Origin of the sequence: Alteriqipengyuania sp., assembly GCF_964222115.1 — a bacterium.
GTDB lineage: Bacteria > Pseudomonadota > Alphaproteobacteria > Sphingomonadales > Sphingomonadaceae > Alteriqipengyuania.
In genome coordinates this window covers 37064-62748 of record NZ_CAXQBM010000006.1, presented here as the reverse complement: position 1 = coordinate 62748, position 25685 = coordinate 37064, and the positions used below count along the sequence as shown (strand labels likewise).

Annotated in this window: 25 protein-coding genes and 2 tRNA genes; 15 read left to right on the top strand and 12 right to left on the bottom strand. The window is 63.1% G+C overall.

The genetic code is table 11. The features are described 5' to 3' along the window. The coding region (locus tag ACEQXE_RS00570; protein WP_370176943.1) for an ATP-binding cassette domain-containing protein at nt 1-892 on the bottom strand (892 nt) is incomplete at its 3' end. 110 nt (nt 893-1002) lie between these two features. Here ACEQXE_RS00570 and ACEQXE_RS00565 point away from each other — a divergent pair. The 3 genes from ACEQXE_RS00565 to ACEQXE_RS00555 are packed head-to-tail and all read left to right on the top strand — an operon-like array spanning nt 1003 to nt 4835. Next, complete coding sequence (locus ACEQXE_RS00565; protein WP_370176942.1) at nt 1003-2073, top strand: L,D-transpeptidase family protein; 1071 nt, start codon at nt 1003-1005, stop codon at nt 2071-2073. Nucleotides 2074-2119: 46 nt separating this feature from the next. After that, the gene (locus ACEQXE_RS00560; protein ID WP_370176941.1) at nt 2120-3520 is read left to right on the top strand and encodes a M20/M25/M40 family metallo-hydrolase; all 1401 of its coding nucleotides are present in this window, start codon (nt 2120-2122) and stop codon (nt 3518-3520) included. Nucleotides 3521-3560: 40 nt separating this feature from the next. Further along, the gene (locus ACEQXE_RS00555) at nt 3561-4835 is read left to right on the top strand and encodes a cation:proton antiporter (RefSeq protein ID WP_370176940.1); all 1275 of its coding nucleotides are present in this window, start codon (nt 3561-3563) and stop codon (nt 4833-4835) included. A gap of 308 nt (nt 4836-5143) precedes the next feature. Here ACEQXE_RS00555 and ACEQXE_RS00550 read toward each other — a convergent pair. The 4 genes from ACEQXE_RS00550 to ACEQXE_RS00535 all read right to left on the bottom strand — a co-directional run bounded on the left by ACEQXE_RS00550 (nt 5144) and on the right by ACEQXE_RS00535 (nt 8317). Next, nucleotides 5144-5220 (bottom strand) — tRNA-Pro (locus ACEQXE_RS00550). Nucleotides 5221-5263: 43 nt separating this feature from the next. Continuing rightward, nucleotides 5264-5337, bottom strand: a tRNA-Ile gene (locus ACEQXE_RS00545). A gap of 82 nt (nt 5338-5419) precedes the next feature. After that, nucleotides 5420-6409: a polysaccharide deacetylase family protein gene (locus ACEQXE_RS00540; RefSeq protein ID WP_370176939.1), complete on the bottom strand. Its 990-nt coding sequence runs from the start codon at nt 6407-6409 to the stop codon at nt 5420-5422. A 39-nt stretch (nt 6410-6448) separates the two neighbouring features. Further along, nucleotides 6449-8317: a sensor histidine kinase gene (locus ACEQXE_RS00535; RefSeq protein ID WP_370176938.1), complete on the bottom strand. Its 1869-nt coding sequence runs from the start codon at nt 8315-8317 to the stop codon at nt 6449-6451. A gap of 254 nt (nt 8318-8571) precedes the next feature. Between ACEQXE_RS00535 and ACEQXE_RS00530 the strand changes: the two genes are divergently transcribed. Then, nucleotides 8572-9036, top strand: a complete 465-nt coding sequence (locus ACEQXE_RS00530) for an Lrp/AsnC family transcriptional regulator (protein WP_370176937.1) — start codon at nt 8572-8574, stop codon at nt 9034-9036. Nucleotides 9037-9106: 70 nt separating this feature from the next. Here the strand turns inward: ACEQXE_RS00530 and ACEQXE_RS00525 are convergent, their stop codons facing one another. After that, the gene (locus tag ACEQXE_RS00525) at nt 9107-11290 is read right to left on the bottom strand and encodes a TonB-dependent receptor domain-containing protein (protein ID WP_370176936.1); all 2184 of its coding nucleotides are present in this window, start codon (nt 11288-11290) and stop codon (nt 9107-9109) included. Between the two features lie 347 nt (nt 11291-11637). Between ACEQXE_RS00525 and ACEQXE_RS00520 the strand changes: the two genes are divergently transcribed. Next, nucleotides 11638-12342: a class I SAM-dependent methyltransferase gene (locus tag ACEQXE_RS00520; protein WP_370176935.1), complete on the top strand. Its 705-nt coding sequence runs from the start codon at nt 11638-11640 to the stop codon at nt 12340-12342. A gap of 115 nt (nt 12343-12457) precedes the next feature. Here ACEQXE_RS00520 and ACEQXE_RS00515 read toward each other — a convergent pair whose 3' ends face one another. From ACEQXE_RS00515 to ACEQXE_RS00500, 4 genes are all read right to left on the bottom strand, one after another. After that, nucleotides 12458-13207, bottom strand: coding sequence for a hypothetical protein (locus tag ACEQXE_RS00515; protein ID WP_370176934.1), 750 nt, complete (start codon nt 13205-13207; stop codon nt 12458-12460). A 109-nt stretch (nt 13208-13316) separates the two neighbouring features. Then, nucleotides 13317-14672 carry an acetyl-CoA carboxylase biotin carboxylase subunit gene (gene accC / locus ACEQXE_RS00510; protein WP_370176933.1) on the bottom strand — a complete coding sequence of 452 codons (1356 nt, stop codon included), beginning with the start codon at nt 14670-14672 and terminating at the stop codon, nt 13317-13319. An 11-nt stretch (nt 14673-14683) separates the two neighbouring features. After that, nucleotides 14684-15145 (bottom strand): acetyl-CoA carboxylase biotin carboxyl carrier protein, encoded by a 462-nt coding sequence (gene accB / locus ACEQXE_RS00505; RefSeq protein WP_370176932.1) that lies wholly within the window; start codon nt 15143-15145, stop codon nt 14684-14686. Between the two features lie 105 nt (nt 15146-15250). Continuing rightward, the gene (locus ACEQXE_RS00500; RefSeq protein ID WP_370176931.1) at nt 15251-15685 is read right to left on the bottom strand and encodes a type II 3-dehydroquinate dehydratase; all 435 of its coding nucleotides are present in this window, start codon (nt 15683-15685) and stop codon (nt 15251-15253) included. Between the two features lie 96 nt (nt 15686-15781). Here ACEQXE_RS00500 and ACEQXE_RS00495 point away from each other — a divergent pair, with 96 nt between their 5' ends. Next, complete coding sequence (locus ACEQXE_RS00495; RefSeq protein WP_370183280.1) at nt 15782-16021, top strand: hypothetical protein; 240 nt, start codon at nt 15782-15784, stop codon at nt 16019-16021. Nucleotides 16022-16478: 457 nt separating this feature from the next. Next, nucleotides 16479-17606, top strand: coding sequence for an iron-containing alcohol dehydrogenase (locus tag ACEQXE_RS00490; RefSeq protein ID WP_370176929.1), 1128 nt, complete (start codon nt 16479-16481; stop codon nt 17604-17606). A 22-nt stretch (nt 17607-17628) separates the two neighbouring features. On the opposite strand, the gene ACEQXE_RS00485 is transcribed toward ACEQXE_RS00490, so the two are convergent. Both ACEQXE_RS00485 and ACEQXE_RS00480 read right to left on the bottom strand, forming a co-directional pair. Beyond that, nucleotides 17629-18210, bottom strand: coding sequence for a hypothetical protein (locus ACEQXE_RS00485; protein ID WP_370176928.1), 582 nt, complete (start codon nt 18208-18210; stop codon nt 17629-17631). A gap of 52 nt (nt 18211-18262) precedes the next feature. Next, nucleotides 18263-18676 carry a holin family protein gene (locus tag ACEQXE_RS00480; RefSeq protein WP_370176927.1) on the bottom strand — a complete coding sequence of 138 codons (414 nt, stop codon included), beginning with the start codon at nt 18674-18676 and terminating at the stop codon, nt 18263-18265. Between the two features lie 59 nt (nt 18677-18735). Here ACEQXE_RS00480 and ACEQXE_RS00475 point away from each other — a divergent pair, with 59 nt between their 5' ends. The 8 genes from ACEQXE_RS00475 to ACEQXE_RS00440 all read left to right on the top strand — a co-directional run bounded on the left by ACEQXE_RS00475 (nt 18736) and on the right by ACEQXE_RS00440 (nt 25648). After that, nucleotides 18736-19257 (top strand): MaoC family dehydratase, encoded by a 522-nt coding sequence (locus ACEQXE_RS00475; protein ID WP_370176926.1) that lies wholly within the window; start codon nt 18736-18738, stop codon nt 19255-19257. Nucleotides 19258-19425: 168 nt separating this feature from the next. Further along, complete coding sequence (locus tag ACEQXE_RS00470) at nt 19426-19749, top strand: hypothetical protein (RefSeq protein ID WP_370176925.1); 324 nt, start codon at nt 19426-19428, stop codon at nt 19747-19749. A gap of 205 nt (nt 19750-19954) precedes the next feature. Continuing rightward, nucleotides 19955-20623, top strand: a complete 669-nt coding sequence (locus tag ACEQXE_RS00465) for a lytic transglycosylase domain-containing protein (protein WP_370176924.1) — start codon at nt 19955-19957, stop codon at nt 20621-20623. Between the two features lie 10 nt (nt 20624-20633). Next, nucleotides 20634-20936: a TrbC/VirB2 family protein gene (locus tag ACEQXE_RS00460; protein ID WP_370176923.1), complete on the top strand. Its 303-nt coding sequence runs from the start codon at nt 20634-20636 to the stop codon at nt 20934-20936. A gap of 21 nt (nt 20937-20957) precedes the next feature. Continuing rightward, complete coding sequence (locus tag ACEQXE_RS00455) at nt 20958-21242, top strand: type IV secretion system protein VirB3 (protein WP_370176922.1); 285 nt, start codon at nt 20958-20960, stop codon at nt 21240-21242. A gap of 28 nt (nt 21243-21270) precedes the next feature. Continuing rightward, nucleotides 21271-23697 (top strand): VirB4 family type IV secretion/conjugal transfer ATPase, encoded by a 2427-nt coding sequence (locus tag ACEQXE_RS00450; RefSeq protein ID WP_370176921.1) that lies wholly within the window; start codon nt 21271-21273, stop codon nt 23695-23697. Then, nucleotides 23694-24878, top strand: a complete 1185-nt coding sequence (locus ACEQXE_RS00445) for a type IV secretion system protein (RefSeq protein ID WP_370176920.1) — start codon at nt 23694-23696, stop codon at nt 24876-24878. The genes ACEQXE_RS00450 and ACEQXE_RS00445 overlap by 4 nt, the downstream gene beginning before the upstream one ends. Continuing rightward, nucleotides 24875-25648, top strand: coding sequence for a TrbG/VirB9 family P-type conjugative transfer protein (locus ACEQXE_RS00440; protein WP_370176919.1), 774 nt, complete (start codon nt 24875-24877; stop codon nt 25646-25648). Before ACEQXE_RS00445 ends, ACEQXE_RS00440 begins: the two co-directional genes overlap by 4 nt. Nucleotides 25649-25685 lie beyond the last annotated feature (37 nt).

Sequence of the window (25685 nt, the reverse complement as noted above, 5' to 3'; positions counted from 1 at the left end):
GTTCGAACGTGCGCAGGCGCGCCTTGGACTTGGTCGGGCGGCCCTTGGGGTTCTGCCGGATCCAGTCGAGCTCGTCCGACAGCGCCTTCTGGCGGCCCGATTCCTCACGCTCTTCCTGTGCGAGGCGCTTGGCCTTCTTGTCGAGATAGGTCGAGTAGTTGCCTTCGTACGGGTAGTAGGACCCGCGATCGAGCTCGAGGATCCAGCCGACGACGTTATCGAGGAAGTAGCGATCGTGGGTGATCATCAGCACCGCGCCGGCATATTCGGCGAGGTGGTTTTCGAGCCAGTTGACGCTTTCGGCGTCGAGGTGGTTGGTCGGTTCGTCCAGCAGCAGGATGCCCGGCTTCTGGATCAGCAGGCGGGTCAGCGCGACGCGGCGCTTTTCACCGCCCGAGAGGTTCTCGACGCTCGCGTCCGAGGGCGGGCAGCGCAGGGCTTCCATCGCGATTTCGAGCTGGTTGTCGAGCGTCCAGCCATCGACCGCGTCGATCTTCTCCTGCAGTTCCGCCATTTCGGTGCTGAGCGCGTCGAAATCGGCGTCTTCCTCGGCCATTTCCATGCCGATCGCGTTGAACCGTTCGACCATGTCGGCGGTTTCGCGCGCGCCGTCCTTCACGTTTTCGAGCACGGTCTTGGTCGGGTCCAGCTCGGGCTCCTGCGGCAGGTAGCCGACGGTGATGTTCTCGCCCGGCCACGCCTCGCCCGAAAACTCGGTATCGATCCCGGCCATGATCTTCATCAGGGTAGACTTGCCCGCGCCGTTGGGCCCGACGATGCCGATCTTCGCGCCCTGGTAGAACTGCAGGTTGATATTGTTCAGCACCGGCTTGGGGGCACCGGTGAAGGTCTTGGTCATGTTCTTCATGACGTAGGCGTATTGCGCGGCCATTGATGGTCCTTCGGATCTGGCAGTGTTCGGAGAATTGGCCCGCCAGATAGGCGCTGAAGCGAGCCGGGGCAAGCGCGGGAACCGGGTCTGGCCCATGCCGTTCGCGAGAGATGGTTTTGTACAAATTCGCGTCGCTTGCGTTCGCCGCCGCCGTGCTCTCTGCCTGCGGGCTCCAGGGCACCGACACCGAAAAGGAGGAAACATCGCAGGCCGAGCGCCCGGCATCGCCAGAGCCCCGGGGTGGGTATGACGATGCGCGCACCGCCGCGCGTGCCGAGGCCACGCTGCGCGGGAGCGAGGTCTCGCTCGCATTGCCAAGCGGCGTGACGCAGGAGATGCTGGGCGATCGCACCCCGACGATGCTGGCCGTGCAGGTGATGCTCGACCGCACAGCGCATGCTCCGGGTGTCATCGACGGGTTTGGCGGTGGCAATACCGACCGCGCCGTCCGGTACTACAGGGAAGCACACGAACTGGGCGCAGGTGGTGTGGACGAGGCCTTCCTTGCCGCGTTGTTCGATGATGTGGGCGGCGATATCTTCCGCACCTACACGGTGACCGCAGCCGACGCGAAGGGCCCCTTCCGCACGCTGCCGGAGGAGTTTTCCGAGATGGCGAAGCTCGACACGCTGGGCTTTGAAACGCCGTTGGAAATGCTGGCCGAGCGGTTTCACATGGACCAGGATTTCCTGAAAGCACTCAACCCCGATGCCGATTTCGGCAAGGCGGGCACGAAGCTGGTGATCGTCAGTCACGGGAAGACCCGCATAGATGGAGACATTGCGCGGTTGGAAGTGCGGAAGGGCGAGGGCAGCCTGATCGCATTCGACGACGCGGGCAAGATGGTCGCGAGCTTCCCCGCCAGCATCGGCAGTGTCGAATTCCCGAGCCCGAGCGGCAGCATGCAGGTGAACACCGTCGCGCCGAAGCCGAACTACACCTTCAAGGGCGATGAGCAGGACTGGGGCCCCGATGGTACGTACATCCTGCAACCGGGGCCCAACAATCCCGTGGGCGGAACGTGGATCGACCTCACCAAGGATGGCTACGGCATTCACGGCACGCCGGACCCGAACCTGATCGCAAAGGGCGCAAGCCACGGCTGCGTGCGCCTGACCAACTGGAACGTCGCCGCACTGGCGCGAGCAATCGAGAAGGGCGTCGAGGTCGTGTTTCTCTGATTCTGCGGGCTTGGCAGGACAGGGCCGTAGCGCTAGCCATTCGCCCATGAACACACGCCTCATCGCGCCGATTGCGCTTTCGCTCGTCCTCGCATCTCCCGCCGCCGCACAACTCGGCCCCGGCCCGTGCGAAGATGCCTGTACGCTGGACCAGGTTGCCGACTGGGCGCTCGACAATGATCGCATCGCGTGGGATTTCGTGGAGGCGATCACGACCGAAGTCGGCCCCCGGCAGGCAGGCACCGAAGCGGAAGAGCGTGCGCGGGCGTGGGCGGTTGAATGGCTGGAGGAACAAGGCTTCAGCAATATCGCGGTCGAGCCGTTCGACATGGAAACATGGGTCCCGGGCGAGAGCCATCGGGTCGAAATCCTTAGCCCCTTTCCACAGCCGATGGTGGTCCAGCCGCTCGGCAATAGTGCATCGACCGGAGACAAGGGCATCGAAGCCGAAGTGGTCGGGTTCGAAAGCGTCGGCGCGCTGATGGCGGCACCCAATGGCAGCCTGAAGGGCAAGATCGCTTATATCAGCCATGACATGCGTCCGACGCAGGATGGCTCTGGCTATGGCTTTGCGGGGCCTGCGCGCTGGATCGGGCCCGGCATTGCGGCGGGCAAGGGCGCGGTCGCGACGGTCATCAAGTCGGTCGGCACGGACTTCCGGCGTAACCCGCACACGGGTGGGACGAGCTTCCCCGACCGGACCACGCCGATCCCTGCCGGGGCGCTGTCGCTGCCCGACGCCGCAAACCTCGAACGCATTTTCGAACGTGCGGATGGAAAGCCTGTGCGCATGAAGCTGGTGCTGACCCCGCGGATGATCGGCACCACGCAGAGCGGCAATGTGGTCGCGGACATTACCGGTAGCGATCCTTCGCTGCCGCCCGTCCTGCTCGCCTGCCATCTCGACAGCTGGTGGAACGCGCCGGGTGCCTTCGACGATGGCGCCGGTTGCGGGATCATCGCGGCGGCCGCGCTCAATGTCGCCAAGGCAGGACAGCCGCTGCGGACGGTGCGTCTCCTGATCGCAGGGGCGGAGGAAGTCGGCCTTTGGGGTAGCAAGGCCTACGCCGAAGCCCATGCCGACGATCCCATCGCGGTGGGAATCGAGAGCGATTTCGGCGCCGACCGGATCTGGCGGTTCGAAAGCAATTTCCGTGACAGCAATCCCGATCTGCACCGGCAGTTGGCGCAATCGGTCGCGCGGTTCGGCGTGGCGGATTCCGGCATCGTCGCCAGCGGCGGGGCCGATCTGAACATCGCGCGCGAACAGGGTAGCGCGATTATCGACCTGCAGCAGGATGGCACCCGCTATTTCGATTTGCACCACACGCCCGACGATACGCTGGACAAGATCGATCCGGAACAGCTGCGGCAGAACGTGGCGGTGTGGACGCAGGTGGTCGGCATCCTTGCCAATACGGCCGGGCCGCTAAAACGGTCGGAATAAAGATCGGGGCCCTCACGCGCCGCAGGTGCGTTAGGCTGTCATGCAAAGCGACACCTTCGGCCTCGATCCCTATCATTTCCTGCTGGCCGGGTGCGGGCTTGCGATCATCCTCGCATACTGGCTGCCGCGCTATTTTCGCGGGCGGGAACCTGCCGCTTCGGGCCTGCTTATCCTTGGCGGGCTGGCGGTGTTCGGCCTGCTGCCGGGTGTGCCCGACGCGCTTAATCCGATCGACAATCCGCGAATCTGGGAGCTGGCGAGCGAGTTCGCGGTGATCATCGCGCTGTTCGGCACGGGCATCAGGATCGATCATATCGGCGGCAAGGGGATATGGAATCCGACCATCCGCCTGCTCGCGATTGCGATGCCGCTGTGCATTCTTGCGGTGGTGCTGCTTGGCCAGGTCGTCGGGCTGACGCTGGCTGCAGCGGTGCTGCTCGCCGCCGTACTTGCGCCGACCGACCCCGTGCTTGCGGCAGACGTGCAGGTTGGCCCGCCGCTCGAAGGGGGGGAACATCCTGTGCGGTTCGCGCTGACCACCGAAGCGGGTCTAAACGACGGGCTGGCGTTCCCATTCGTCTACCTCGCGATATTCATCGTCGCGGCGAGCGGCGGAGTATCGGACTGGATCGGCGAATGGCTGGGTTTTTATGTCGGCTACAAGATCATTGTCGGCGCCTTGGCGGGCGTTGCTGCGGGCTGGCTGCTGGGCAAGGTGCTGTTTGCTTTGCCCGGGCGCAATCCGCTGGCCGACGCAGGCACCGGAGTGATCGCGCTGGCAGGCGTGCTGGTGACTTACGGCCTGACCGAGCTGATCGAGGGATACGGCTTTATCGCGGCATTCTGCATGGGTGTGGTGCTGCGCCGGGAGGAGGCGGAGCACGAATATCACGGACGGCTTCACTCGTTCTCCAGCGCGCTCGAGCATTCGGTCACCGCGATCCTGCTCGTGTTGCTTGGCGGAGCGATCCCCGCCTTGCTGGGCTATCTCGACTGGCAGCATGCCGTGCTGGGCGTGGCGCTGATTTTCCTGTTCCGGCCGCTGAGCGGGATGCTGGCGCTGTGGGGCACGCCCCTTTCGATCCGCCAGCGCGGTGTGGTCGCTTTCTATGGCGTGCGCGGTATCGGCTCGATCTATTACCTCGCCTATGCGGGTGGGCAGCTCGACCTGGTCGACGAAGGCGTCTTGTGGGCCACGGTGACCTTCACGATCCTGCTCTCCACGCTGGTCCACGGGTTCAGCGCGGGTAGCGTGGTGTGGGCTGCGACGCACGAGGACGATGCCCGCCGCGCAAAAACCGCTGACGGCACGTAACTGTTGAAGACTATTGAAGTTTATCCATTCTACTAGTGGACTTGCATCGGCTGCGTTCACTAGCATCGCACCAGACCGCAGCATGGCGGTTCCGGTTTACGTAGAGGTGCGAGGTTGGCGAGAGCAATTCCCCGAAGCAATAAAGCCCGTCGCGAACATGCACGCAGGCAGCGCGTGCAAAAGAAGTTCGCCAAGGGCGGTGTAATCTGCCTAGGGCTGCTGACCGCCAGCCTGCTTACCTACGCATTCACGCAAGGCATCTGAGCGCTCGTCTGCCGAGATGGCGCGGGCCCGATTGCAGGCCGGATTGGTCGGGGAGACAGGATTCGAACCTGCGACCCTCTGCTCCCAAAGCAGATGCGCTACCAGGCTGCGCTACTCCCCGACCGCCAGAAACAGTCTGGCCGATGCGATGGTGGCAATCCCGGTGGGCCCGGCAGGACTCGAACCCGCGACCTAGCCGTTATGAGCGGCCAGCTCTAACCAACTGAGCTACAGGCCCCCGAGGGATCGATGCCGGTTGATGCCATCGCAACGCGTGCCGCTACAAGCGAATCCCCGCATTCGCAAGCGGGCAGTGCCGCTTATGCGTGTTGGGCGGCGGCCCACGTGTCGCGCACGGTGGTTGAGGTGACGCCGCACGTCGCAAGATGGGCGTAAACGCCGCGCAGCCAGTCGAACAGCCGCTCCAGATCGGCTTGCGTTCGAACGTAAGGCGTGTTGCCCGGCGCCAGCGAGGGGCTGTGGAACGACAGCACCAGCAGCGGCAGGCCCTGCTTAAGCGCTGCATCGACCGCACGGATCGCAGCGGGCAACGGGGTGCCTTCCGGGGTGAGCGCGATCCGTTCCAGCAGGCCGGTACGGGCGGCGATTGCTCCAGCAAGGGGCAATCCATCCAGAGCAGGAAACAGCTTCGCGCCGTGGCGGGACAGCGCGCCGGTGAACACCGTCGTCAGCGGCAGTTCGAGCAAGGCCTGCTCCGCGCCGATCCAGTATGGCCGGTCGGGAAAGCGGCTGTAGTCCGGGCCATCGCCTGAAGAGTAGTCGTAGGTCGCGCGCACCGAACTATCGACGCAAACGCCCGTCTCGTTCAGCAGCGCCCTGGTCGCCGGGCCAAGGCCGTAACGGCCTGCGCGGTAGATCATCGGCGGGGTGCCGAATGCCTCCTCGATAGCATCGCGCAATGCAGTGAACTTGGCCCGCTCGAGCTCGGGCGGCAGGTTGCCCGCAAAGGAATTATGCGTGGTCACGTCCTCGTCGAACGGCGGGTTCACCCAAGGGTGCAGCTGCACGCCGACTTCGGCAGCGCCGCGCTTCACGGCATTGCCGATGATTTCCTTCGCGCGTTGCGATTGCACGATGGGCCAGTCGACAAGGTAGACAGGCGAAACGCCCAGCTCTTCGCACAAGGCCTGGAACGCGGGCAATCCATCGAGATGCGTCAGGTCGTGCTTGTCGCGGGTGAAAGGCGCGTCCCAGTCGAACCCTTCTTCGGTATCGACCGTCAGCAGCGATGCGGGCGCGAAGCCGGGCGCGAAACTGGCCGCCTGCGATGGCTTTGGCAGTGTGAGCATGCGGTCTTCGCCCCCGTCCCGAGCGCCATGCCGCACGGATCAGGCGACGTGTTCGGGCACTCCGTGGCTCTGCGTAGCGTCGGCCCGATGCGTGGTCAAAGCGGGGAGCGTGAGTATCAACCGCCGGTTTTCACGACGCAGGCTCCCACCGATGGCGCGTGCCTCCGCTCTTGCCAGCCGCAAAGCGAAGCCGGGGCCGAATGGGCCTGCGCTGATCGCGACGGAGAGCGGCTTGCCCCGCGCGGCGAAGATATCCTCGCTGCCATTGAGCGAGGCAGGCAGGTCCGCGACGAACAGCGCATTGCTGCCCTCGTGGTCCAGCGTCAGCGCAAGCTTTTCGCTGGGCGCCGCAGCCGAACCGAGCGTGGCGAGGATGCGCCAGCTGAGCAGCTCCGCCTCGTTACGCGCAAGGTCGACCCGGCAGGTTCCACCAAGCGTGGCGACAAAGCCCGCATTGCGCGGCTGCAACAGGGGGGTGAGCTGGCTGAGATGCTGGCGGAAGATCGCGGCAAGGTCCGCATCGCCGCCGGTCGGGCGCAGGCGCCCGCTTTCGAGGCGGCTGAGGCGCTCCAGATCGTCGAACCCGGCCAGCATGCGCGCACTGTCGCCTGCGATCCCGGCCGCAAGCGCGCGGTAATCGTGCGGGACCGGGCCGACGACCTGCTGCTGGATCACTTCGGCAAAACCCTGCACCGCGTTTACCGGAGTGCGCAGTTCGTGCAGCAATTGCCGCAGGCGGTCGCTCTGGTTGCCCGGTTCTTCGGCCTGCAACGGGCGGCGGAAACCGCCCGCATAGCCCAGGAAGCGGCCATCGGGGCTGGAGAAGCGCGGCTGCGCGTCGAGGATCCATTCGCCCGCGATCCCCGGCCCGCCTTCCAGCACCACCGGCAGGCTGCGCAGCGGCAGCTGGCGTTCGATCGCCCCGGTCAGGTCTTCGGGCAGGATCGTCGGGAGTGACAGGTACATGACCCGCGAGGCCGCGAAGCTGTCTGCCCAGTCGATCGTCCCGGCAGTGTCGGTGGAAAAGCCGAACCCGGTCAGTTCTTCCTGCCGTGTGCTCGAATCGGTGAAGGGCAGGGCGGGTGCGGCAGCATCGGCGGGCGGGCCTGCGGGACGTTCCTCGCGTGCTTTCTGAAACGCATCGATCCGCTGGCGCAGCGCGGCGATTTCGCTCGGCTTTTCGGCGGGCTCGGGTTCGACCTGGGGTTCGGGCTCGGCGCGGGGCGAGGTGCTGGCGGCGGCGACCCCGGCGGCAACAGCGCCGACAGTTACCGCCGCAATTGCAGGGTCGGGGCTGGTGGATGCGGGCTCAGGTTCTGGTTCCGGCTCCGGCGCGGGAGCGACATCGTCCTCCACCTCGGTATATTCGGCATCGACGATATGCTCATCCTGCCGATGGTCAGGTACAGGAGGTGCTTCGGCAGCCTGCGGCTCGGGCTCGTTCTCCACCAGCGGTTCCGGCTGCGGAGGGAGGGGCAGCGCACGGTCGCGCACGCCCAGCCGCTCCAGCAACACTTCGACACGTTCGGGCAAATCGCGGCGCAGGCGCAGGAAGCCGCGTGCACGCACGGGCAGGTCGGGGATCAGGTTCAACCACTCGGCCTCGGTCAGCCGCGCGGACGACAGGGCGGCGGAAGCAATATCCGGCTCTGCCTCTGCAAATTGCGCGACCAGCGCAGGATCGTTCAGCCGACGCCCCTGCTCGCGCACGATCTCTGCCCGCTCCCGCACGGAGATGACCTCGGCCAGCGAATCGAGTCGCAGCCGTGCGGCGGCCAGCAAGCTGGGGTCGCGCCCGGGTTGCGGACGACCGAGCAGGTCGAGCAATTGCCGATATTGCGTGCGTGCGCCCGCACTCGCACTCGCCTTGTGGCGCAGGACTGTGGCGAGGCGGTCGTCGAACTGCATGGCGAGGCGAGGGGGCGAAGCTCCGGCTAGGGCGTGGCGAGATCTGGGCTATCCGCCGTGCCATCCCGACGCGACGTGTATGGTTCATAACCCTTTACCACGGCACAGGAATGACAGTCAGTCCCCACGTTGCAAAGCGGGACATTCGCTGCCATGAACAATAATGTTAGCCGCGTCGATTATTAACCAAGGTGAACCTTTCGCGATTCGCCCACGCGGCGACAGGGATGAACGTGTGAGAGGGGACGGGCCGAATGGCCAATCTGGACGAAATTGATCGGCAATTGCTGCAGGAACTGCAGGCCGAAGGGCGTGTCACCAATGTGGAGCTGGCGCGCCGCGTCGGGCTGACGGCGCCACCGTGCCTGCGGCGCGTGCGCGCGCTGGAGGACGAGGGAGTTATCCGCGGATATCATGCGGATCTCGAACCTTCGAAACTGGGTTTCGCGATCGTGGTGTTCGCGATGGTCAGCCTGAAGAGCCAGGCCGAAGAATCGCTGCGCGAGTTCGAGGCCGCGATGCAGGACCTGGCCGAGGTGCGCGAAGTGCACATGCTCAATGGGGAGATCGACTTCATCCTCAAGATCGTCAGCCGCGACCTGCAGAGCTTCCAGGAGTTCCTGACCAGCAAGCTGACCCCTGCGCCCAACGTGGCGAGCGTGAAGACATCGCTGACCATCCGCACCAGCAAGTACACGCCGGGCGTGCCGCTGAAGTGAGCAGCGCAAGTAACGCTGCACGCTAGCGAAGGAATGGCGGCGCGTCGTTGTGACAGCCGCCACCCCCCGGTCAGAACGAGTGGCGCAGGCCCAGGACAACGCTGCGCCCGCGCAATGGCGACTGATCCTTCACGAAAGAGGTATGCACGTAGGCTAGCTCGTTGGTCAGGTTCGTGCCGCGTGCGTAGAGTTCCAGCTCGCCGCCGCCCGGTATGTCGAAGCGGTAGGCGATCGTGGCGTTGAGCATATCGTAGCCATCGGTCGGCGTCTCGTAGATCGCCACCTTGTCCTGTTCGAACGTGCGGTAGAATTCTACATCGCCCGAGAACGGGCCCCAGTTTCCTTCATAGCGCGCACCCAGCCGGCCCGGCGGAATGCGCGGCAGATTGTCTCCGGTGTTGTCGAGTGTAACGTCCACTTCCTCGCTTACCAGATCGGTGCCGACATAATCGCCAAACACCGTCAATCTCGCGGCCGGTGAGAGCTGATAGCTGATCTGTCCGTCGATCCCATAAAGCTCGGCATCGGAAGCAGTATAGATGATGTAATTATGCGGAACGCCCGTTTCGGTTTCGGTTTCGATCAGGCGTGCAAAGATGTAATCTTTCACATCCTGATAGAAGAGCCCGACCTCGAATCTGAGGGGGCCGCTTGCCTTGCGGAAGGTCAAGCCCGCACTGTCGGTGATTTCCATGACATCGAGACGCGGTTCAGGGAAGCGCGAGGATGCACGGCTGGCCTGCGTGAGGCCGAGCTCATAGCTGTTGGTGGCAAGGTTGTTGCCATAGGCATAGAGTTCGCGGACATTGGGCGCACGCTCCGTACGCGCCAGCGACAGGGCAACGGAATAGTCTTGCGAGAGGTTCCAGGTCGCCCCCAGAGCAACCGAGAGTGGCTCGTGTTCGGTGCCAGGATGGCGCTCGATATAATCAGCTATGTCCATGGCCGGCACGGCTTCCATCCAATCCGGACCGAAGAGACCTTGAAACAACGGGTCGATCAAAGGCGCCAGAGCGTCCGGGATGACGAAACGATATTCAGGCGGCGGGGCATAAAGTTCGCGCCAGTCCTTCCGGGCTGCCAACTCGACATCGACCGGCCCGAAGGAGCGCCGCTCACTGAGGAAAACGCCGATATTGCGGGTGCGGTATTCATAAGGCGGTACGAAGCCCCATTCTGCGCCCTCTGCTGCGGGTCCGTAGAGAAGCTCGAGTATGTCGAGAAGCTCTCCATTCGCGTCGCCAAAGTGCAGATCATTGATGTTCAGGCCGGTAAAGGTGCCATCGGTGTATTGCACGCCCAGCGTTCCGATGAAGCCCAGCAGTGGCTCGTGCGTCAGCTCTATGCGCCCGTCCCACACTTCATTGGTGTAGCGGCTGAACAGGGCCGGGCCGTCGATCTCGTCATGGACGTAATCGGTGTAGGAGCCGCGCAACCTGACACTGGCTACGCCCGGTAGCAGGTCCGTGAAATCCGCGCGTAGATCGGCCCGTTCGCTGCGCAGGTCGATATAGGCCGTATGATCGTCGGACGACCCGAACGGATCGTCATAGGCGCCATGCGCTGCGCAGTGCAGATCGCGGCCGTGCGTGTGGCACACGCCGTTGAGATGGCTGTGGCCGGGGAGGCCGTATTCGGCGTCCTGCCGGGTGTAGGACGCGCCGATATAGCCCTTGTCCGTTACCCAGGACGCACCGAAGGCATAGCTGGAACTGTCTCCGAAGGAATCCTTCAGCCGGTCGCTGCCATAGCTGTCCGGCACTTCGTAATCCTCGCGGTATGACAAGGAACCTTCTGCGTGGAACGCGATCGGGCCGAGCGCTGCGGTGACACGGCCAGCGGTGGACATCTCCTGGTCGGCCGTGCCGTATCGGGCCTCGTAAGCACCGGTAAACCCGCCTGAAGGAAGGGTCTTGGGAACCTTGCTGTCGATGAGATTGACCGCGCCATTTACTGCGCTTCCGCCATAGCGGATCGCCGCTGGGCCGCGCTGCACCTCGATCGCATCGAGCAACAGCGGATCGGTTACAATCGCATGGTCGGGCGAAACGCCGGATGCATCGAAGACATTTCCCCCGTCGGAGAGTATTTCGATGCGCGGCAGGGTCTGACCGCGAATGACCGGACGCGAGGCGCCTGCGCCGAAATTGTCCATATGCACCCCGGGCAGCCCGTCCAGCGTTTCACCCAGAGTGCCGCGACGCCGGTGTGCCAGCTCGTCGCCGGTGAGAACCGCAACGGGCAGCGGGGTCACGTCGTCGGGAGTGCTCAGTGATTGCCCGATGACAACCAGCGTGTCGTTGCCAGCAAGCTTGCGTTTTTCGGATTGGGAATTGTCGGGATTGGGTGTTTCTCTCGTCGCGTCCTGGGCCGTGGCTGCGGCAGCAGCGCTATGGTGGAAACGAACGAAAGCATGCAGGCCTTCGCCCGCGCTGTGTTTACGATGGTCATGAATTAACTCCGATACGATCCGGATGGGGCGGCTAGATACAATATATCATCCTGTCAAACACGGGCCGGGCATGCCAGTGCGAAGCGTGTCGATTTCCCTTTGGTTGAGGGTTGCAATCCCGGGGGCTGCCACTAATGATACATCGTATCATGAGCAAGCACACATCTTTCAGCACGGCCGGGTTCTTCAACCAGGAAATGGCCGACGCCTATGATCGGCGAAATGCCGGTCTCAAGCCGATTTCGGACTGCCTTCATTTCCTGATGGGCCTCACTCTGGAGGGAGTGCCGGATAAGGCGAGGGTGCTCTGCGTCGGTGTCGGGACGGGTGCCGAGATATTCTCGCTCGCCGCCATCCACCCCGACTGGCATTTTGTCGGCGTCGATCCGTCACCCGAGATGCTGGCGGTCGCGCAGCACCGGCTGGATGAGGTGGGGATCATGGATCGCTGCCAACTGGTCCAAGGCTATGCCGAGGATGTCGCGGAGGACGGATTCCACGTGGTCGTGAGCCTGCTTGTGGCGCACTTCATCCAGCGGGCGGAGAGGCCAGCATTCTACCGTGCGATTTATGATCGGCTCAAGCCGGGCGGGCGCTTCGTCAGTGCGGAAATTAGCGGCGATCTGTCCGCTCCGGAGTTCCCCGCGATGCTCGACGACTGGAAGCAGGTGCAGAAGCGAATGGGGGCGACCGAGGAATCGCTCGCATCTCTCGAAGAAATGCTGCGCAACATGCTGGGTGTGGTGACTCCCGCGGAGACCGAGAGCTTCTGGCGCGAAGCCGGTTTTTCGCTGCCAATTCCCTTCTTCCAGGCCTTCATGGTGCGCGGCTGGCACGCACAAAAGCCGCTATAGGCGGCGCTTCCCCTCGGGGCAGGTCATCTCCCCGGCTAGGCACGGCTCGCATTTCGCCGGGCGGTCCATGATCGCCTCACGTAGGGTGAGCATTCCCACTGCCGGACTTTAGCGCTTACTCGGCCATTGCTCCGCTGGAGACGAACATCGTCACCCGCTTGAGATAGCCGACCGTGAAGACGACACCGAGATCCCGATCGGTGTAATCGTCTTGGTAGAGTAGCGGCCGGAACTTTTTGTCCCTCGTGTAATATTGAAACCTGATCTCGGCATCGTCGGGCAGGCCACTCATTGCGCGATACGCCTTTTGCGGAATCGTGAAGGTGGTGAAATATTGCACGCCCGAGGCCGTCAGCTTGGCCCCTTCGGGCACATATCGATCGTAATCGTTCAGGGTGAGAACGATTGGCTCAATGCCCTCGACGAACATCACCAGCCCTGCAAAACCGGCGATCTGTTTCCATCCCGCCTCTTCACTGATGATCTTGTCGAACCCACCGCCAATGGCGATACCGTGCATCTGGCCCGTGCTGTCGACACCCAGAAACATTTCATAGTCGGGCCCAATCGCCGGGCCATCGATCAAGCGCTTGGAAATTGCCACCAGATCGAGTTTTGTTTGGGCGAGCCGCTGGGTGGAACTAATGACTTCCGGATCGGACTGTCGCAGCCGGTAAGAGTACCAATCGGGTCGCTCAAGCAGTGGTATGTCTGCTTCAGCTGAAGGATCGAGCATCGCCACGGGAGACATTTCCGTTCCAGCGGTCTGGGAGGCATTTGCTCCCTGCGCGCTGGCGCTCGAAACCGACGGTATAATGAGCGTCAGCGTAGCGGCACAAAGCAGCGCACCTTTCAGGAATGTCATTGATATCGCCTCACATTCGTCGGAAAAACTGTCCGAGAACCTATTTCCGACAGGCGCATCGTTCAAATGACAAACGCGGTTATGCTTGGCGAGTGCGGATAGTGCGAGGCTAGGTTTCGGCGGTGCGCCCGACGAGCCATTCCTCCAGCCACTTGATCGAATAGTCGCCGTTGAGGATGTCGGGCTCGTGCAGCAGGGCCTGGTGCAGCGGGATATTGGTCTTCACCCCCTCGACCACCATTTCCTCCAGCGCGCGGCGCAGGCGCATGATGCATCCCTCGCGCGTGCGACCGTAGACGATCAGCTTGGCGATCATCGAATCGTAATAGGGCGGGATCGAGTATCCGGCGTACAGCCCTGAATCGACGCGCACATGCATGCCGCCCGCAGCATGATAGGCCGAAACCTTTCCGGGCGAAGGCGCGAAGGTAAACGGGTCTTCGGCATTGATGCGGCACTCGATCGCATGCCCTTCGAAGCGGATATTCTCCTGCTTCACGGAGAGCGGCTTGCCTTCGGCCACGCGGATCTGTTCGCGCACCAGGTCGACGCCGGTGATCGCTTCGGTCACCGGGTGTTCCACCTGCAGGCGCGTGTTCATCTCGATGAAGAAGAACTGCCCGTCTTCCCACAGGAACTCGATCGTGCCCGCCCCGCGATAGCCCATGTCGCGCATGGCCTGCGCGCAGATTTCGCCCATCCGGTTGCGCTCTTCGGACGAGAGCACGGGGGAGGGCGCTTCCTCCAGCACCTTCTGGTGGCGGCGCTGCAGCGAACAGTCGCGCTCGCCCAGATGGACGGCGCCGCCGTTCCCGTCGCCGAACACCTGGAATTCGATATGGCGCGGATTGCCGAGGTATTTTTCAAGGTAGACCGTGTCGTCACCGAAGGCGGACTTTGCTTCGGACTTGGCCTGGCTCATCAGCGTTTCCAGCTGGTCTTCGCTGGGCACCACCTTCATGCCGCGCCCACCGCCGCCGCTGGCGGCTTTCACCAGTACCGGATAGCCGATCTCGGCGGCGATTTCCTTCGCTTCGGCCACGCTTGCGACCGCGCCGGGGCTGCCCGGGACCAGCGGCAGGCCCAATTCGCCTGCAGTGGCCTTCGCGGTCACCTTGTCGCCCATCGTGCGGATATGTTCGGGCTTGGGGCCGATCCATGCGATGTCGTGCGCTTCCACGATTTCCGCGAACTTGGCGTTTTCGCTCAAGAATCCATAGCCGGGATGGATTGCATCGGCGTGGCTGACTTCGGCCGCCGAGATGATGTTGGCGACATTGAGATAGCTTTCGCCCGCAGCAGGCGGGCCGATGCACACCGCATGGTCTGCTAGCCGCACGTGCATCGCATCGGCATCGGCAATGGAGTGCACCGCCACCGTTTCGATACCCATCTCATGAGCGGCACGGTGGATACGCAGTGCGATTTCGCCGCGGTTGGCGATCAGGATGCGGGAAATAGCCATGGCGTGCGTCCTCAGTCGATGACGACCAGCGGCTGGTCGAATTCGACCGGCTGGGCATTGTCGACCAGGATCTGGCGAACGGTGCCGCTGCGCGGCGCGGCGATCGGGTTCATCACCTTCATCGCTTCGATGATGAGCAGCGTCTGCCCTTCGGACACCTTGTCGCCCACGGCGATGAAGTCCTTCGCGCCCGGTTCGGGGGCCATGTACACCGTGCCGACCATTGGGGAGGGGACGGCATTGGCCATATCCGCTCCGCCAGATGCGGGCTGCGGGGCAGCTTCGCCCTGCGGCGCAGCAGCGGGTGCAGGTGCCGGGGGCGCGGCCTGCGGAGCCGGTGCGGCATAGGTTGCGGCCTGTATCTCGCGCGCGACGCGCAGCTTGCGGTCTCCATCCTCGACCTCGATCTCCGTCAAGCCGGTATCGGCGAGGAGTTCGGCGAGTTCGCGGACGAGTTTGATATCGACGTCCATTTTCGATTTGCGACCGGAATTGCGGCTTTGCTCTGCCATATAAGACCTTGATCGAGGGGAAGGGGAAGAGGCGCGTATGCTCCCGCCTGCACGTTCATGCAAGGTTTAGAGAGAGCTAGCCGCCTCGATGGCTTCCAGATAGGACCCTAGCCCGGCGCCCTTGAAGCACGCGACCGCAGCTTCCCCGATGAAGGATCGGTGGCGGAAATCCTCGCGCGTCTGCGGGTCCGAGAGGTGCACCTCGATCACCGGTACCGTGATCGCCTTGGCCGCGTCGAGCAGCGCGATCGAGGTGTGCGTATAGGCCGCTGCGTTGATGATGACGGCTTTCGCGCCAGCTTCCTGCGCCTCGTGCAGCCAGTCTACTAGCACGCCTTCGTGATTGGTCTGTCGGAAGTCGACGCCAACTCCATGCTTGCGCGCCTTCTCGATACACGCCGCCTCGATCTCGGCCAGCGTCGTCGTACCGTAAATCTCCGGCTCGCGCGTGCCGAGCAGGTTGAGGTTCGGGCCGTTGAGGATGAAGAGGGTGCTGGTCATGGACATCGCCTTAGCGGGGGCGACGAGGCGGTGGAAGCGCATGGCCGCCAACGACCGCTATTGCGGACAAGGGTGGCTCGTGTCACTTTCGCTACGATGCGGTTCATTCATTTCGTCCTCCTGCTTGCGGTGGGTTTCACCTGCGTGGGCTGCGCGCAGGACGACGGCGCCAATCAGGAATACGCCAATCAGAAGGCTATCCAGACCGTCGAGATGTCGGTCGAAATGCCAAGAGAAGCACATCCACTCGTCTCTTATGAACGTTACTACGCCCGGCGTGCTGATGGCACGATTATTGGCATCTATACCAATCACGATAAAGAACACCGATACTAAGTTCTGAAATATTGCCAGGGCTTGTCGGACTCGCCCTTTCCCTGTCCGGTCGGCAGCGAAGGTGTCCGACTAGTACAAGCTGGCGAGAGCCTTTGGCTCGATGACCCTCTGGACCTACCTGGCATGAGTGGCGGGGGCTGTGGTCTGGTTACCGTAGAATACGACCCTACATTTGAGCGGTTCGAGAGAGTGGAATGCAACGGATCTTATTAGACCAGTAACTGGTTTGCCCGCCCAATCTCTCTGCCATCCAGCCTCGCCCTCCACGGCAACGACCTCCGCTTGGTGGCAGGTGGCGGTGTAGCCGAAGGGGACAATGAGGATGAGAACGTACAGGCCCACTCAGCCTGACGGGTTGCGCCAGCTCATGACCAGACACCACCCCGCCAACCTTGCCAACCATGCGTGCAACGCACAGGAACATGCGCAAACCTGAGGAAGAGGATTCGCGCGCATCATGGCCACGCTGACATACCTGACCACCACGCATTTCGATTTCGGCGCGCTGGAGCAGTTGTCCAGGGAACTGAAGAAAGCGGGGGTCACGAAGCCCCTGATCGCGACCGATGCGGGGCTGGTGGGTGCAGGCATTGTCGACACGGTAACAGGCGCGCTGGAAGATGGCACGCCGTTCGCGGTGTTCGATGAAACGCCGGGCAACCCGACCGAAGAAGCGGTCAAGACAGCGCTCGACCTCTATAATTCCGAAGGCTGCGACGGTGTGATCGCGCTGGGCGGCGGTTCTTCGATGGATCTCGGCAAGGCGGTCGCGCTGCTCGCCGGGAGTGGCGGTCCGCTCGCCCAGTACGATCCGCTGCTGGGCGGGGCGAAGAATATCAAGTCCGTCGCACCCGTCATTGCAGTGCCAACCACGTCGGGCACCGGCAGCGAAGTGTCGGTCGGGTTCGTCATCATCCTGGAAGACGGGCGAAAGATGACCTTTGCGAGCCCGCTTTTCATCCCGCGCGCCGCGATCTGCGATCCAGAACTGACGATGGGCCTGCCCGCCGGGATGACCGCGGCGACCGGCATGGATGCGATCACCCATTGTATCGAGGCGTTCCTGACCCCGCAGGTCAATCCGCCGGCAGAGGGCGTGGCGCTCGATGGCCTCTGGCGCGGCTGGCAGTACCTGCCGCGCGCGGTGAAGGACGGTTCGGACCGTGATGCGCGCTGGCATATGATGATGTGCTCCACCGAAGGGGCGATGGCCTTCATCAAGGGGCTGGGCGCGGTGCATGCCATGAGCCACGCGGCAGGCCGCATTCGTCGCCTCAACCCGCATCACGGCACGCTCAACGCGGTCTTCCTGCCCGAAGTCCTGCGTTTCAACGAAGGCGCGTGCGAGGCGAAATACGTCCGCCTGCGGCAGGCCATGGGGCTGGAACCGGGCGCCGATCTTGCCAAGGCCGTGGAGGCGATGAACGCCGCAATCGGCATCCCCTCCGGCCTTGCCGAGATGGGCCTGGAGGAAAGCGATATCGCCGAACTGGTGGAATACGCCCAGAAGGACCTCTCCGCCCGTTCAAACCCGCGCCCGGTCACCGCCGAGGATTTCGAAGCAATGGTACGCGCGTCGATGTAGCGAGCCGTGGAAGTGATGGTGCTTAACTGACGCCGAGCACGATCTCTTCAATGATACGCCATTGTCCGTCAGGCCCCTTCTCGTAGGTCATGGATCCAGAGACTCCTGCAAGCCCACCTGCGTATTCGCTGACATAGATGATAGCTTTCGAGGAATTTTTGCTCACCGCTGGCATCGTTAGATTCAAGAGAACAATGGACCATTTTTCCTCTCGCGTGAGCTCGTCGATCTTATTTTCATCGAGCAAGACATCATTCCGTGCGGCCCATTTCCTTACGTTTTCGCATTCGTCTAAGACGCTAACGTCGTCTGCATTAATAGCGATCCTAACCAATTCAAACTCTCCCGGGTCATAAACGGGCGGGTTCTGAGCGGTATACAAATCGAGATCTTCTTGTGTGGGAACGAGGCCTTCCCGTCTGGAAATGACGGCCAGGCGCCGCTCCTCAAAAGGCTCAAAGTTTTCTACTTTTTCAGTGAAATGCTGTGCATAGTGAAGCGCAATCTCGCAAGCCTCCACACTATTTTGAGAGGCTTCCGATGCGCTATACGAACACGATGTCATGACCGCGTAGAGAGCAATAATCTCGTGCCGAGCTTGCATCCGCTGATTGTATCAACGTGATCGCCGATTGCTAAACGGTTTCTTCACTAGCCTACCGCTCCACGCCCTTGATCTTTCCCCACTGGCGCGCAGCGGTGTAGCCGAGGTAGCCCGTGCCGAAGAGCGCGTAGAGTTCCTCGGGCAGGCCGCGCAGGTAGGCGGTCATCCCGTTGCCGATATTCACCGCCATGCGCGGATCGAAGGCGGAGAGCACGCCCATCGGCAGCGCGAACAGGATCATCGCGTACATCACGTAGAGGAAGCTCGGCCGCGCACGGCTGGTCCACGGGTCGGCCGACTGCGCTTCGGCCACGATTGCGGACATCCTCGCTTCGATGGCCTTCAGCTCGTGTGATCCCTCGAGCGCGAGCAGTTCGAGCTTGGCTTTCGCCCGCGCTTCCTTGTCCGGGATAATCTTGTCGATGATCGAGGCGATCGGGCCGATCAGGCTTTCGATGAGGGGCATGGGGGAGACTCCTGCAAGGGGGAGCCGCATCACGTAACCAGACAGGCACGAGTAGGAAAATGGTTTTCCGGGGCGGGGGCGCTCGCTACGCCCGCACCCAAACCTATCGAGGAGAGAAGAGCATGGCCGGGATCTGGTTCGACGAAATGGAAGTGGGGCAGGTGATCGACCATCCGATCCGCCGCACGGTGACCGAAACGGACAATGTCATGTTCACCTGCATGACGCACAACCCGGCACAGCTTCACCTCGACGAGGAATACATGAAGGGTACCGAGTTCGGCACCCGGATCGTCAATTCGTGCTTCACCCTCTCGGTGATGGTGGGCATTTCTGTCAACGACACCACGCTGGGCACCGCGATCGCCAACCTGGGGTGGGACGAGGTGCGCTTCCCCAAGCCGCTGTTCCACGGCGACACCATCAACATCCAGACAGAGATCGTGGGCCTGCGCGAAAGCAAGTCCCGGCCCGAGGCGGGCATCGTCACCTTCGAGCATCGCGCCTACAACCAGCACGGCGACCTTGTGGCGAGCTGCAAGCGCAGCGGGCTCCAGCGCAAGAGGCCGGCAGAGGCCTGATAAAAGACTCTTTTGTTACAGACCTCGCGACGGCTGCTTTTCGTCGAAATGATATAAAATCAGATACTTGCGATCTCTAAATATTTCTAATTTACGACAATGTTACAGAAATGTTGCATTTGAGGGTCGGCAGGTGCATGCTGCGCTCCTGAAAAACAGGAGAGAGACATGCTGGTTCAGGGAATTTTGGCAGCGGCAATGCTGCTCCCGCCCGCGCAGGCGACCGAAGCGGTGGAGCTTCAGCCGATCGCGATGGTCGATGCGCAGGACGATCCGGCCGAACTGATCAATCTCGGCGTCGAACTGGCGCGTGCCGGTGAAACGGAGGCGGCGCGCCGCGCATTCGAGAAGGTTCGTTCGATGCGTGTCGACTATACGCTGGAAACGACTGACGGACGCTACGTCTACCCGGCCGACCTTGCGCGCAAGGGTCTCGAAATGCTCGAAAACGGCGAATTTGCGCGCGAGCGGGACGTTATCGCTTCGCGCTAATCGGGCAGTGTCTACTTTCTGTTGGCAATCGGGTGCTGGTGCATCCGATTGCGTAGTCGCCGCATACGTCTGAAATCCCGAGGAAAAATACGAGCGCTTTCGGCGGCAAGCCGTTGCAAAATCGAGACAGTCGGTGGGAACCGTTCATTCGCGTGTCACTGCGATGTCATGTATGATGCGCAATGGCGACAGGACGGAGGGCTCGATGATTCTCGGGACATCGGGTCGGCTCGCTGTTTTTGCGGTGCTGACCCTGCTTACGGCCCCGGCACGGGCCGATGTAATGGAAATTGGCGATAACGGCGCGCAATGGATTGCAGGGCCGAATGTCGGCATGCCTGCGTCGGGTCTGGAAATGACTGCCGCACAGGCATCGGTTCTCGATATTGCGACAGCCGAAATCGTTTCCCTCGATGGCGAAGAAGCGGTCGAGGGGTTGCCCGCACATGTGACTTCCAACCCGCGCCTGACCGCGCAAGCCGTCCCTGCCGCTTACCAGGCCAAGGTGGCAGAGCTTGCTGCGCGCTTCGACCTGAGCCCGAGCCTGATCGAAGCGTTGGTCTGGCAGGAAAGCCGGTGGCGCGCCAACGCGGTTTCGCCGGTGGGCGCCCGCGGTCTCGCACAGCTGATGCCGGGTACTGCCCGCGATCTCGGCGTGAACCCGGACGATCCCTTCGCCAACCTGGAAGGCGGCGCGCGGTACTTGCGCGAACAGCTAGACCGGTTCGATGGCGACCTCGAAAAGGCGCTGGCCGCTTATAACGCGGGGCCGGGCCGCGTGTTGCGCGCCAATGGCGTGCCGCGTATCCGCGAAACGCAAGTTTACGTGGCGGCCATCATGGGCCGTCTCGCCAATCACTCCCGGAACGACTAAAGGTATCCTCATGATTTCGATTTCTCGCCTTGCGGCGCTGCTCGCGCTTGTGTCGCCCTCCGCGGCGCTTGCGCAGGTGCAGCAGAACGATCCGCAAGGCTCCGGGCCCATCGTTAATGCGCTGGCATGGTTGCAGGGCACGCTGCTGGGCAATGTCGCGACGATGGTTGCGGTGATGGCTGTGGCGGCGGTCGGCTTCATGATGCTGACGGGCCGGATGAATTGGCGCTTCGGTGCGACCGTGATCATCGGTGTGTTCATCCTGTTCGGCGCGGCTTCGATCGTGTCAGGTATCCAGGCCGCCGCAGGCTAGGGCAGGGGAGCAGGGTCGCACATGGATCAGCTCGTCAGACATCCGGTGCACCGCGCGCTGACCCGCCCGCAGATGTTTGCGGGTGTGACGATGAACTACTTCATCATCAATATCGGCGTGACGACAGAGGTGTTCCTGATCACGGGCAGCTGGCTGGCGCTGCCGGTCGCCGCCGTGATGCACGGCATCGGCTATTTCGCATGCCTGCGCGAACCGCGGATTTTCGACCTGTGGATCACCAAGGTGAGCAAGTGTCCGCGCGTCAAGAACTACAAGCGGTGGGGCTGCAACAGCTACGCCGCTTGAGCACAAGCCGACCTAGGAGGGTCGCCGCATGAGCAAATGGATCGGAGCAGCCGCCTGGAGCGCGAAGGAAGCCCGCGTTGGCGACCGGCTGCCCTATGCTCGCCTCGTGGACGAGAACACGTTGCTGCTGCGTGATGGCGCGCTGTTGACTGCCATGCAGGTGCCGGGCCTGCTGTTCGAAACCGAGGATACCGACGCGCTGAACGCCCATGCGGCGACCCGCGAGGTAATGCTGCGCAGCACGCTCGATAGCCGCTTCGTGATGTACCACCACGTGATCCGTCGCCGGGTAGAGGTGGAGCTGGATGCGGAATTTTCCGATCCGCTGGCGCGCCATATCGATGCGCGGTGGAAAGAGCGGCTCGGCTCGGGTTCGCTGTTCATCAACGACCAGTTCGTCACGCTGATCCGCCGCCCCGCACGCGGCAAGGCGGGCTGGGTCGAGAAGGCGAGCAAGGCGCTCAACAAGCGCAAGAAAGACGCGGTCGAGGTCGATCCGAAAGACCTGCGCGCTCTGCGCGCTGCCGCGACCGGCCTCGTCGCCTCGCTGCAGCCCTATGGTGCTTCGCTGCTGGGCGATTACACCGGGCCCAAGGGCTTCGTGAATTCCGAAATCCTCGAGCTGCTGTCGGCGCTCTATAACGGAGAGATGCGGCCCGTGCGCCGCCCTGCCGAAGACCGCGATATTGGCCACTTCCTGCCCTATCGCCGTGCGAGCTTCGGCATCGACGCGATGGAATTGCGCGGATCTGGCGACCCCGATTTCGCCTCGATCCTGTCGCTGAAAGACTATCCCGACGCGACCAGCCCGGGGCTGCTCGATAGCCTGCTGCGACTGCCCTACGAGATGGTCGTGTCGGAAAGCTATGCGCCTTCCGAACGCACCACCGCGCGCGAGCGGATGGACCTAGCGATCCGGCGGTTGCGCTCGGTCGACGAGGAAGCACAGGCCGAACGCAACGACATGATGGCTGCGCGCGATGCGCTGGGCAATGGCGCGGTCGGTTTCGGCGATCACCACCTCAGCGTGTTGGTGCGCGAGAAGACGCTACCACGGCTCGACGATGCCACTGCGGCCTGCTCCGCTGCGCTAGCCGATACCGGCGCTATTGTCGTGCGCGAGGACACCAATCTCGAACCCGCGTTCTGGGCACAGTTTCCCGGTAACGAGCAGTATATCGTACGCCGCGCGATGATCTCTTCCGCCAACATGGCCAGCTTCGGCTCGCTGCACGGCTTTGCGCTGGGTCAGGCCGAAGGCAACCACTGGGGCGAGGCGGTGACGCTGCTGGAGACGACCAGCGCGACGCCGTTCTTCTTCAACTTCCACAATGGCGATCTCGGCAATTTCTCGGTCATCGGGCCGTCGGGTTCGGGCAAGACCGTGGTGATGAATTTCCTCGCCGCACAGGCGCAGAAATTTTCTCCGCGCACCGTGTTGTTCGACAAGGATCGCGGGGCGGAGCTGTTCGTGCGCGGGATCGGCGGGCGCTACGACCGGATCTACGCGGGCGAGCCTTCGGGCTTCAATCCGCTCTCGCTGCCCGACACCCCGGCGAACCGCGCTTTCCTGCGCGACTGGCTGGGCGTGATGCTGAAGGCCGAGGGGCCCGAGGAATTGCAGACCGTCAGCCACGCGGTCGATGCGGCGTACGAAAACGATGCGAGCTTGCGCCGGTTGCGCAATTTCCGCGAGCTGCTCAGCGGTACGCGCCGCCCCGAACCGGGCGATCTGGCAGATCGCCTGTCTGCATGGATCCACGGCGGCGAGCATGCCTGGCTGTTCGACAACGAGGCCGACGAGCTGGACCTCGAGCGCAAGACGCTCGGCTTCGATATGACCGCGCTGCTCGAAAACCCGCGGCTGCGCACGCCGACAATGATGTACCTCTTCCACCGGATCGAGGAGCGGCTCGATGGCGAGCCGACCATGATCCTGATCGACGAGGGCTGGAAGGCGCTCGACGACGAGGTGTTCGCTGCGCGCATCCGCGACTGGCTCAAGACGCTGCGTAAGCGCAATGCGCTGGTCGGTTTTGCCACGCAGTCTGCGCGCGATGCGCTGGAAAGCCGCATCTCCACCGCGCTGGTCGAACAGACCGCGACGATGGTGTTCATGCCCAACAGCCGCGCACGGCCGGAGGATTACTGCGACGGTTTCGGCCTGACGCAGCACGAACTCGCGCTCATCCGCACATTGCCTGCGCACAGCCGCTGTTTCCTTGTCCGCCAGCCCGACGCGAGCGTTGTCGTGCGGCTCGACCTGTCGGGCGCACCCGAAGTGCTCACGATCCTGTCGGGTCGCGAAAGCAGCGTGCGTAGGCTCGATCTGCTGCGCGAGGCCGTGGGCGACAATCCCGCCGACTGGTTCCCCGCGCTCACCGGCCATGCTTGGCCGGGCGGGAAAAGCGACGATGATGGTGGCGAAATTCCGTTCAAGCAGGCGGCGGAATGACACCCAATTCCACCTGCGATCTGGCAATGTCCGAAGCCGCGGGCGGTGTTGCCGCCGCTCTGGAGGCGGTCAATTGCGTTGCGGCGGAAGTGACCGGCGCCACGTTCGCGCGCCTGTTCGCGCCGGGTGGTATCCTGGTCACCGCGCTCACCATCGTCTTGACGCTGTACGTCGCGTTTTTCGCGATCAACCTGCTGACAGGTCGTTCTGTTCTGGGCGTCCGTGCGCTCACTCCGCGCATGATCACGCTGGGTCTGGTGCTGACTTTCGCGACCAGTTGGGTCGCGTACCAGTCGATCGTGTGGGGCGTATTCGTGGACGGGCCGGATTGGCTCGCGAGTGCGCTGACCGGTGACAAGGGCTCTGCCACGCAGACTTTTGCCACCAAGGTCGATGTCGTATTCGCCGCGGTCCAGCAGGCGAGCGAAGGTCAGGAAAATATCGAGACGTTCTCGCCCGCAGGGATGCTGTGGATGGGCGCGCTGCTGTTCATGCTCGGCACGGTCGGCTTGCTGGTGACCACCCGCATCGCGCTTGCTTTGCTGGTCGCGCTCGGCCCGATCTTCGTCGTGATGGCACTGTTCAACGGCACGCGCGGGCTGTTCACCGGCTGGTTGAAGGGCCTGACGATGATGGCGCTCACCCCGCTGTTCGCGGTGCTGGGCGGTTCGATCATGCTGGAAATGTCGGTCCCGATCCTCGCTGCGCTGACCGCGATTCCCGGAGAAATCCCGGCCCGCGCGGCGATGGCCTTTTTTATGATCGGGGCAGTGCATGTCGCGCTGATGGTGATGGTGTTGAAGGTGATGGGCACCATGGTGGGCGGCTGGACCGTGTTCGGGCTCGCCAATCGCGATAATGACAAGGCAGCCGACCGCGCCCCTGCGGCGGCCCCCGCGCCCGCTGCGCCTGCTGCCAACGCCTATAACAGCGCCAATGGATCGCAGCCCGCCGCGTCCAGCGCGGCGCGTCGCACGGCAGTGGTTGCGGCGACCCCGCCGGTCGCGGCCAACGATTCGGGCGGTGGTGGCAACGCGGGGGGCACCCGCGTGACCAAGGTTTACGCTACCTCTTCAGGGAATGGACAGGCCGGTGAGACTAGCAAGGCGGCATCGCGCACCAGCGGACTTGGGTCCCGCTTCAAGAGTGCGCCTGCCCGTCAAACGGAGAAAGTGAAATGATTCGCGTGGCTTTGCCAACGCTCTGCTGCCTCGCCCTGTTCGCGGCGAGCCCTTTGCTTGCCAGCGATCCGCGACTTGTCGAGCGGCTTTACGACCCTGACGAGGTCGTCGTGATCCAGGGCAAGACCAAGGTGCAGGCGACGATCCAGTTCGGCGATGGCGAGTCGATCGAGAATGTCGCGGTGGGCGATTCCGCCGCGTGGCAGATCACGCCCAACCAGCGCGCCAACCTGCTGTTCGTCAAGCCGCTGGCGCCGACCGCGCAGACCAACATGACGGTGGTCACCAATCGCCACACCTACCTGTTCGATCTCGTCGCAAGTCCGCGCGCCAAGCCCATGTATGTGCTGCGCTTTACCTACCCCGATCCTCCGCCGGAGCCTGAGGAAGAGCAGCTGGCAGCTGCTGGCGAGGTGAACGCGCTCGAACTGGCCGCGGCGAACGATCCGCTGGCGGTGATCGATCCGGCAATGCTCAACTTCAAATGGGCCGCGCAAGGCGCCACGCACCTGCTGCCGGACGAGGTCTTCGACGATGGTACGTCGACCTACCTGAAATGGGATGTCGAGCGACCCGTGCCCGCCATCCTGATCGAGAATTACGAGGGCGACGAAGGCCCCGTCAATTCGACCACGCGCGGAGATACCGTGGTCGTCGATGGTGTCCCGGCGCACATCATTCTGCGCTCGGGTCGCGAAAAAGCCACACTGGTGAATAATGGTCCGGTTCGCGCCACCGCGGCGAGCGGGCCGGTGAGCGGCGGCCGGTAGGCACGCCAGTACAGGGAAGCAGAATTATGCGCCTCGC

Coding starts and splice junctions, on each gene's coding strand:
- ACEQXE_RS00455 (WP_370176922.1), top strand. CDS start 20,958: ATGGATCAGCTCGTCAGACATCCGGTGCACCGCGCGCTGACCCGCCCG.
- ACEQXE_RS00565 (WP_370176942.1), top strand. CDS start 1,003: ATGGTTTTGTACAAATTCGCGTCGCTTGCGTTCGCCGCCGCCGTGCTC.
- ACEQXE_RS00440 (WP_370176919.1), top strand. CDS start 24,875: ATGATTCGCGTGGCTTTGCCAACGCTCTGCTGCCTCGCCCTGTTCGCG.
- ACEQXE_RS00520 (WP_370176935.1), top strand. CDS start 11,638: ATGAGCAAGCACACATCTTTCAGCACGGCCGGGTTCTTCAACCAGGAA.
- accB (WP_370176932.1), bottom strand. CDS start 15,145: ATGGACGTCGATATCAAACTCGTCCGCGAACTCGCCGAACTCCTCGCC.
- ACEQXE_RS00540 (WP_370176939.1), bottom strand. CDS start 6,409: ATGCTCACACTGCCAAAGCCATCGCAGGCGGCCAGTTTCGCGCCCGGC.
- ACEQXE_RS00535 (WP_370176938.1), bottom strand. CDS start 8,317: ATGCAGTTCGACGACCGCCTCGCCACAGTCCTGCGCCACAAGGCGAGT.
- ACEQXE_RS00495 (WP_370183280.1), top strand. CDS start 15,782: ATGCGGTTCATTCATTTCGTCCTCCTGCTTGCGGTGGGTTTCACCTGC.
- ACEQXE_RS00530 (WP_370176937.1), top strand. CDS start 8,572: ATGGCCAATCTGGACGAAATTGATCGGCAATTGCTGCAGGAACTGCAG.
- ACEQXE_RS00445 (WP_370176920.1), top strand. CDS start 23,694: ATGACACCCAATTCCACCTGCGATCTGGCAATGTCCGAAGCCGCGGGC.
- ACEQXE_RS00555 (WP_370176940.1), top strand. CDS start 3,561: ATGCAAAGCGACACCTTCGGCCTCGATCCCTATCATTTCCTGCTGGCC.
- ACEQXE_RS00485 (WP_370176928.1), bottom strand. CDS start 18,210: ATGCAAGCTCGGCACGAGATTATTGCTCTCTACGCGGTCATGACATCG.
- accC (WP_370176933.1), bottom strand. CDS start 14,672: ATGGCTATTTCCCGCATCCTGATCGCCAACCGCGGCGAAATCGCACTG.
- ACEQXE_RS00500 (WP_370176931.1), bottom strand. CDS start 15,685: ATGACCAGCACCCTCTTCATCCTCAACGGCCCGAACCTCAACCTGCTC.
- ACEQXE_RS00480 (WP_370176927.1), bottom strand. CDS start 18,676: ATGCCCCTCATCGAAAGCCTGATCGGCCCGATCGCCTCGATCATCGAC.
- ACEQXE_RS00490 (WP_370176929.1), top strand. CDS start 16,479: ATGGCCACGCTGACATACCTGACCACCACGCATTTCGATTTCGGCGCG.
- ACEQXE_RS00460 (WP_370176923.1), top strand. CDS start 20,634: ATGATTTCGATTTCTCGCCTTGCGGCGCTGCTCGCGCTTGTGTCGCCC.
- ACEQXE_RS00450 (WP_370176921.1), top strand. CDS start 21,271: ATGAGCAAATGGATCGGAGCAGCCGCCTGGAGCGCGAAGGAAGCCCGC.
- ACEQXE_RS00470 (WP_370176925.1), top strand. CDS start 19,426: ATGCTGGTTCAGGGAATTTTGGCAGCGGCAATGCTGCTCCCGCCCGCG.
- ACEQXE_RS00560 (WP_370176941.1), top strand. CDS start 2,120: ATGAACACACGCCTCATCGCGCCGATTGCGCTTTCGCTCGTCCTCGCA.
- ACEQXE_RS00515 (WP_370176934.1), bottom strand. CDS start 13,207: ATGACATTCCTGAAAGGTGCGCTGCTTTGTGCCGCTACGCTGACGCTC.
- ACEQXE_RS00465 (WP_370176924.1), top strand. CDS start 19,955: ATGATTCTCGGGACATCGGGTCGGCTCGCTGTTTTTGCGGTGCTGACC.
- ACEQXE_RS00475 (WP_370176926.1), top strand. CDS start 18,736: ATGGTTTTCCGGGGCGGGGGCGCTCGCTACGCCCGCACCCAAACCTAT.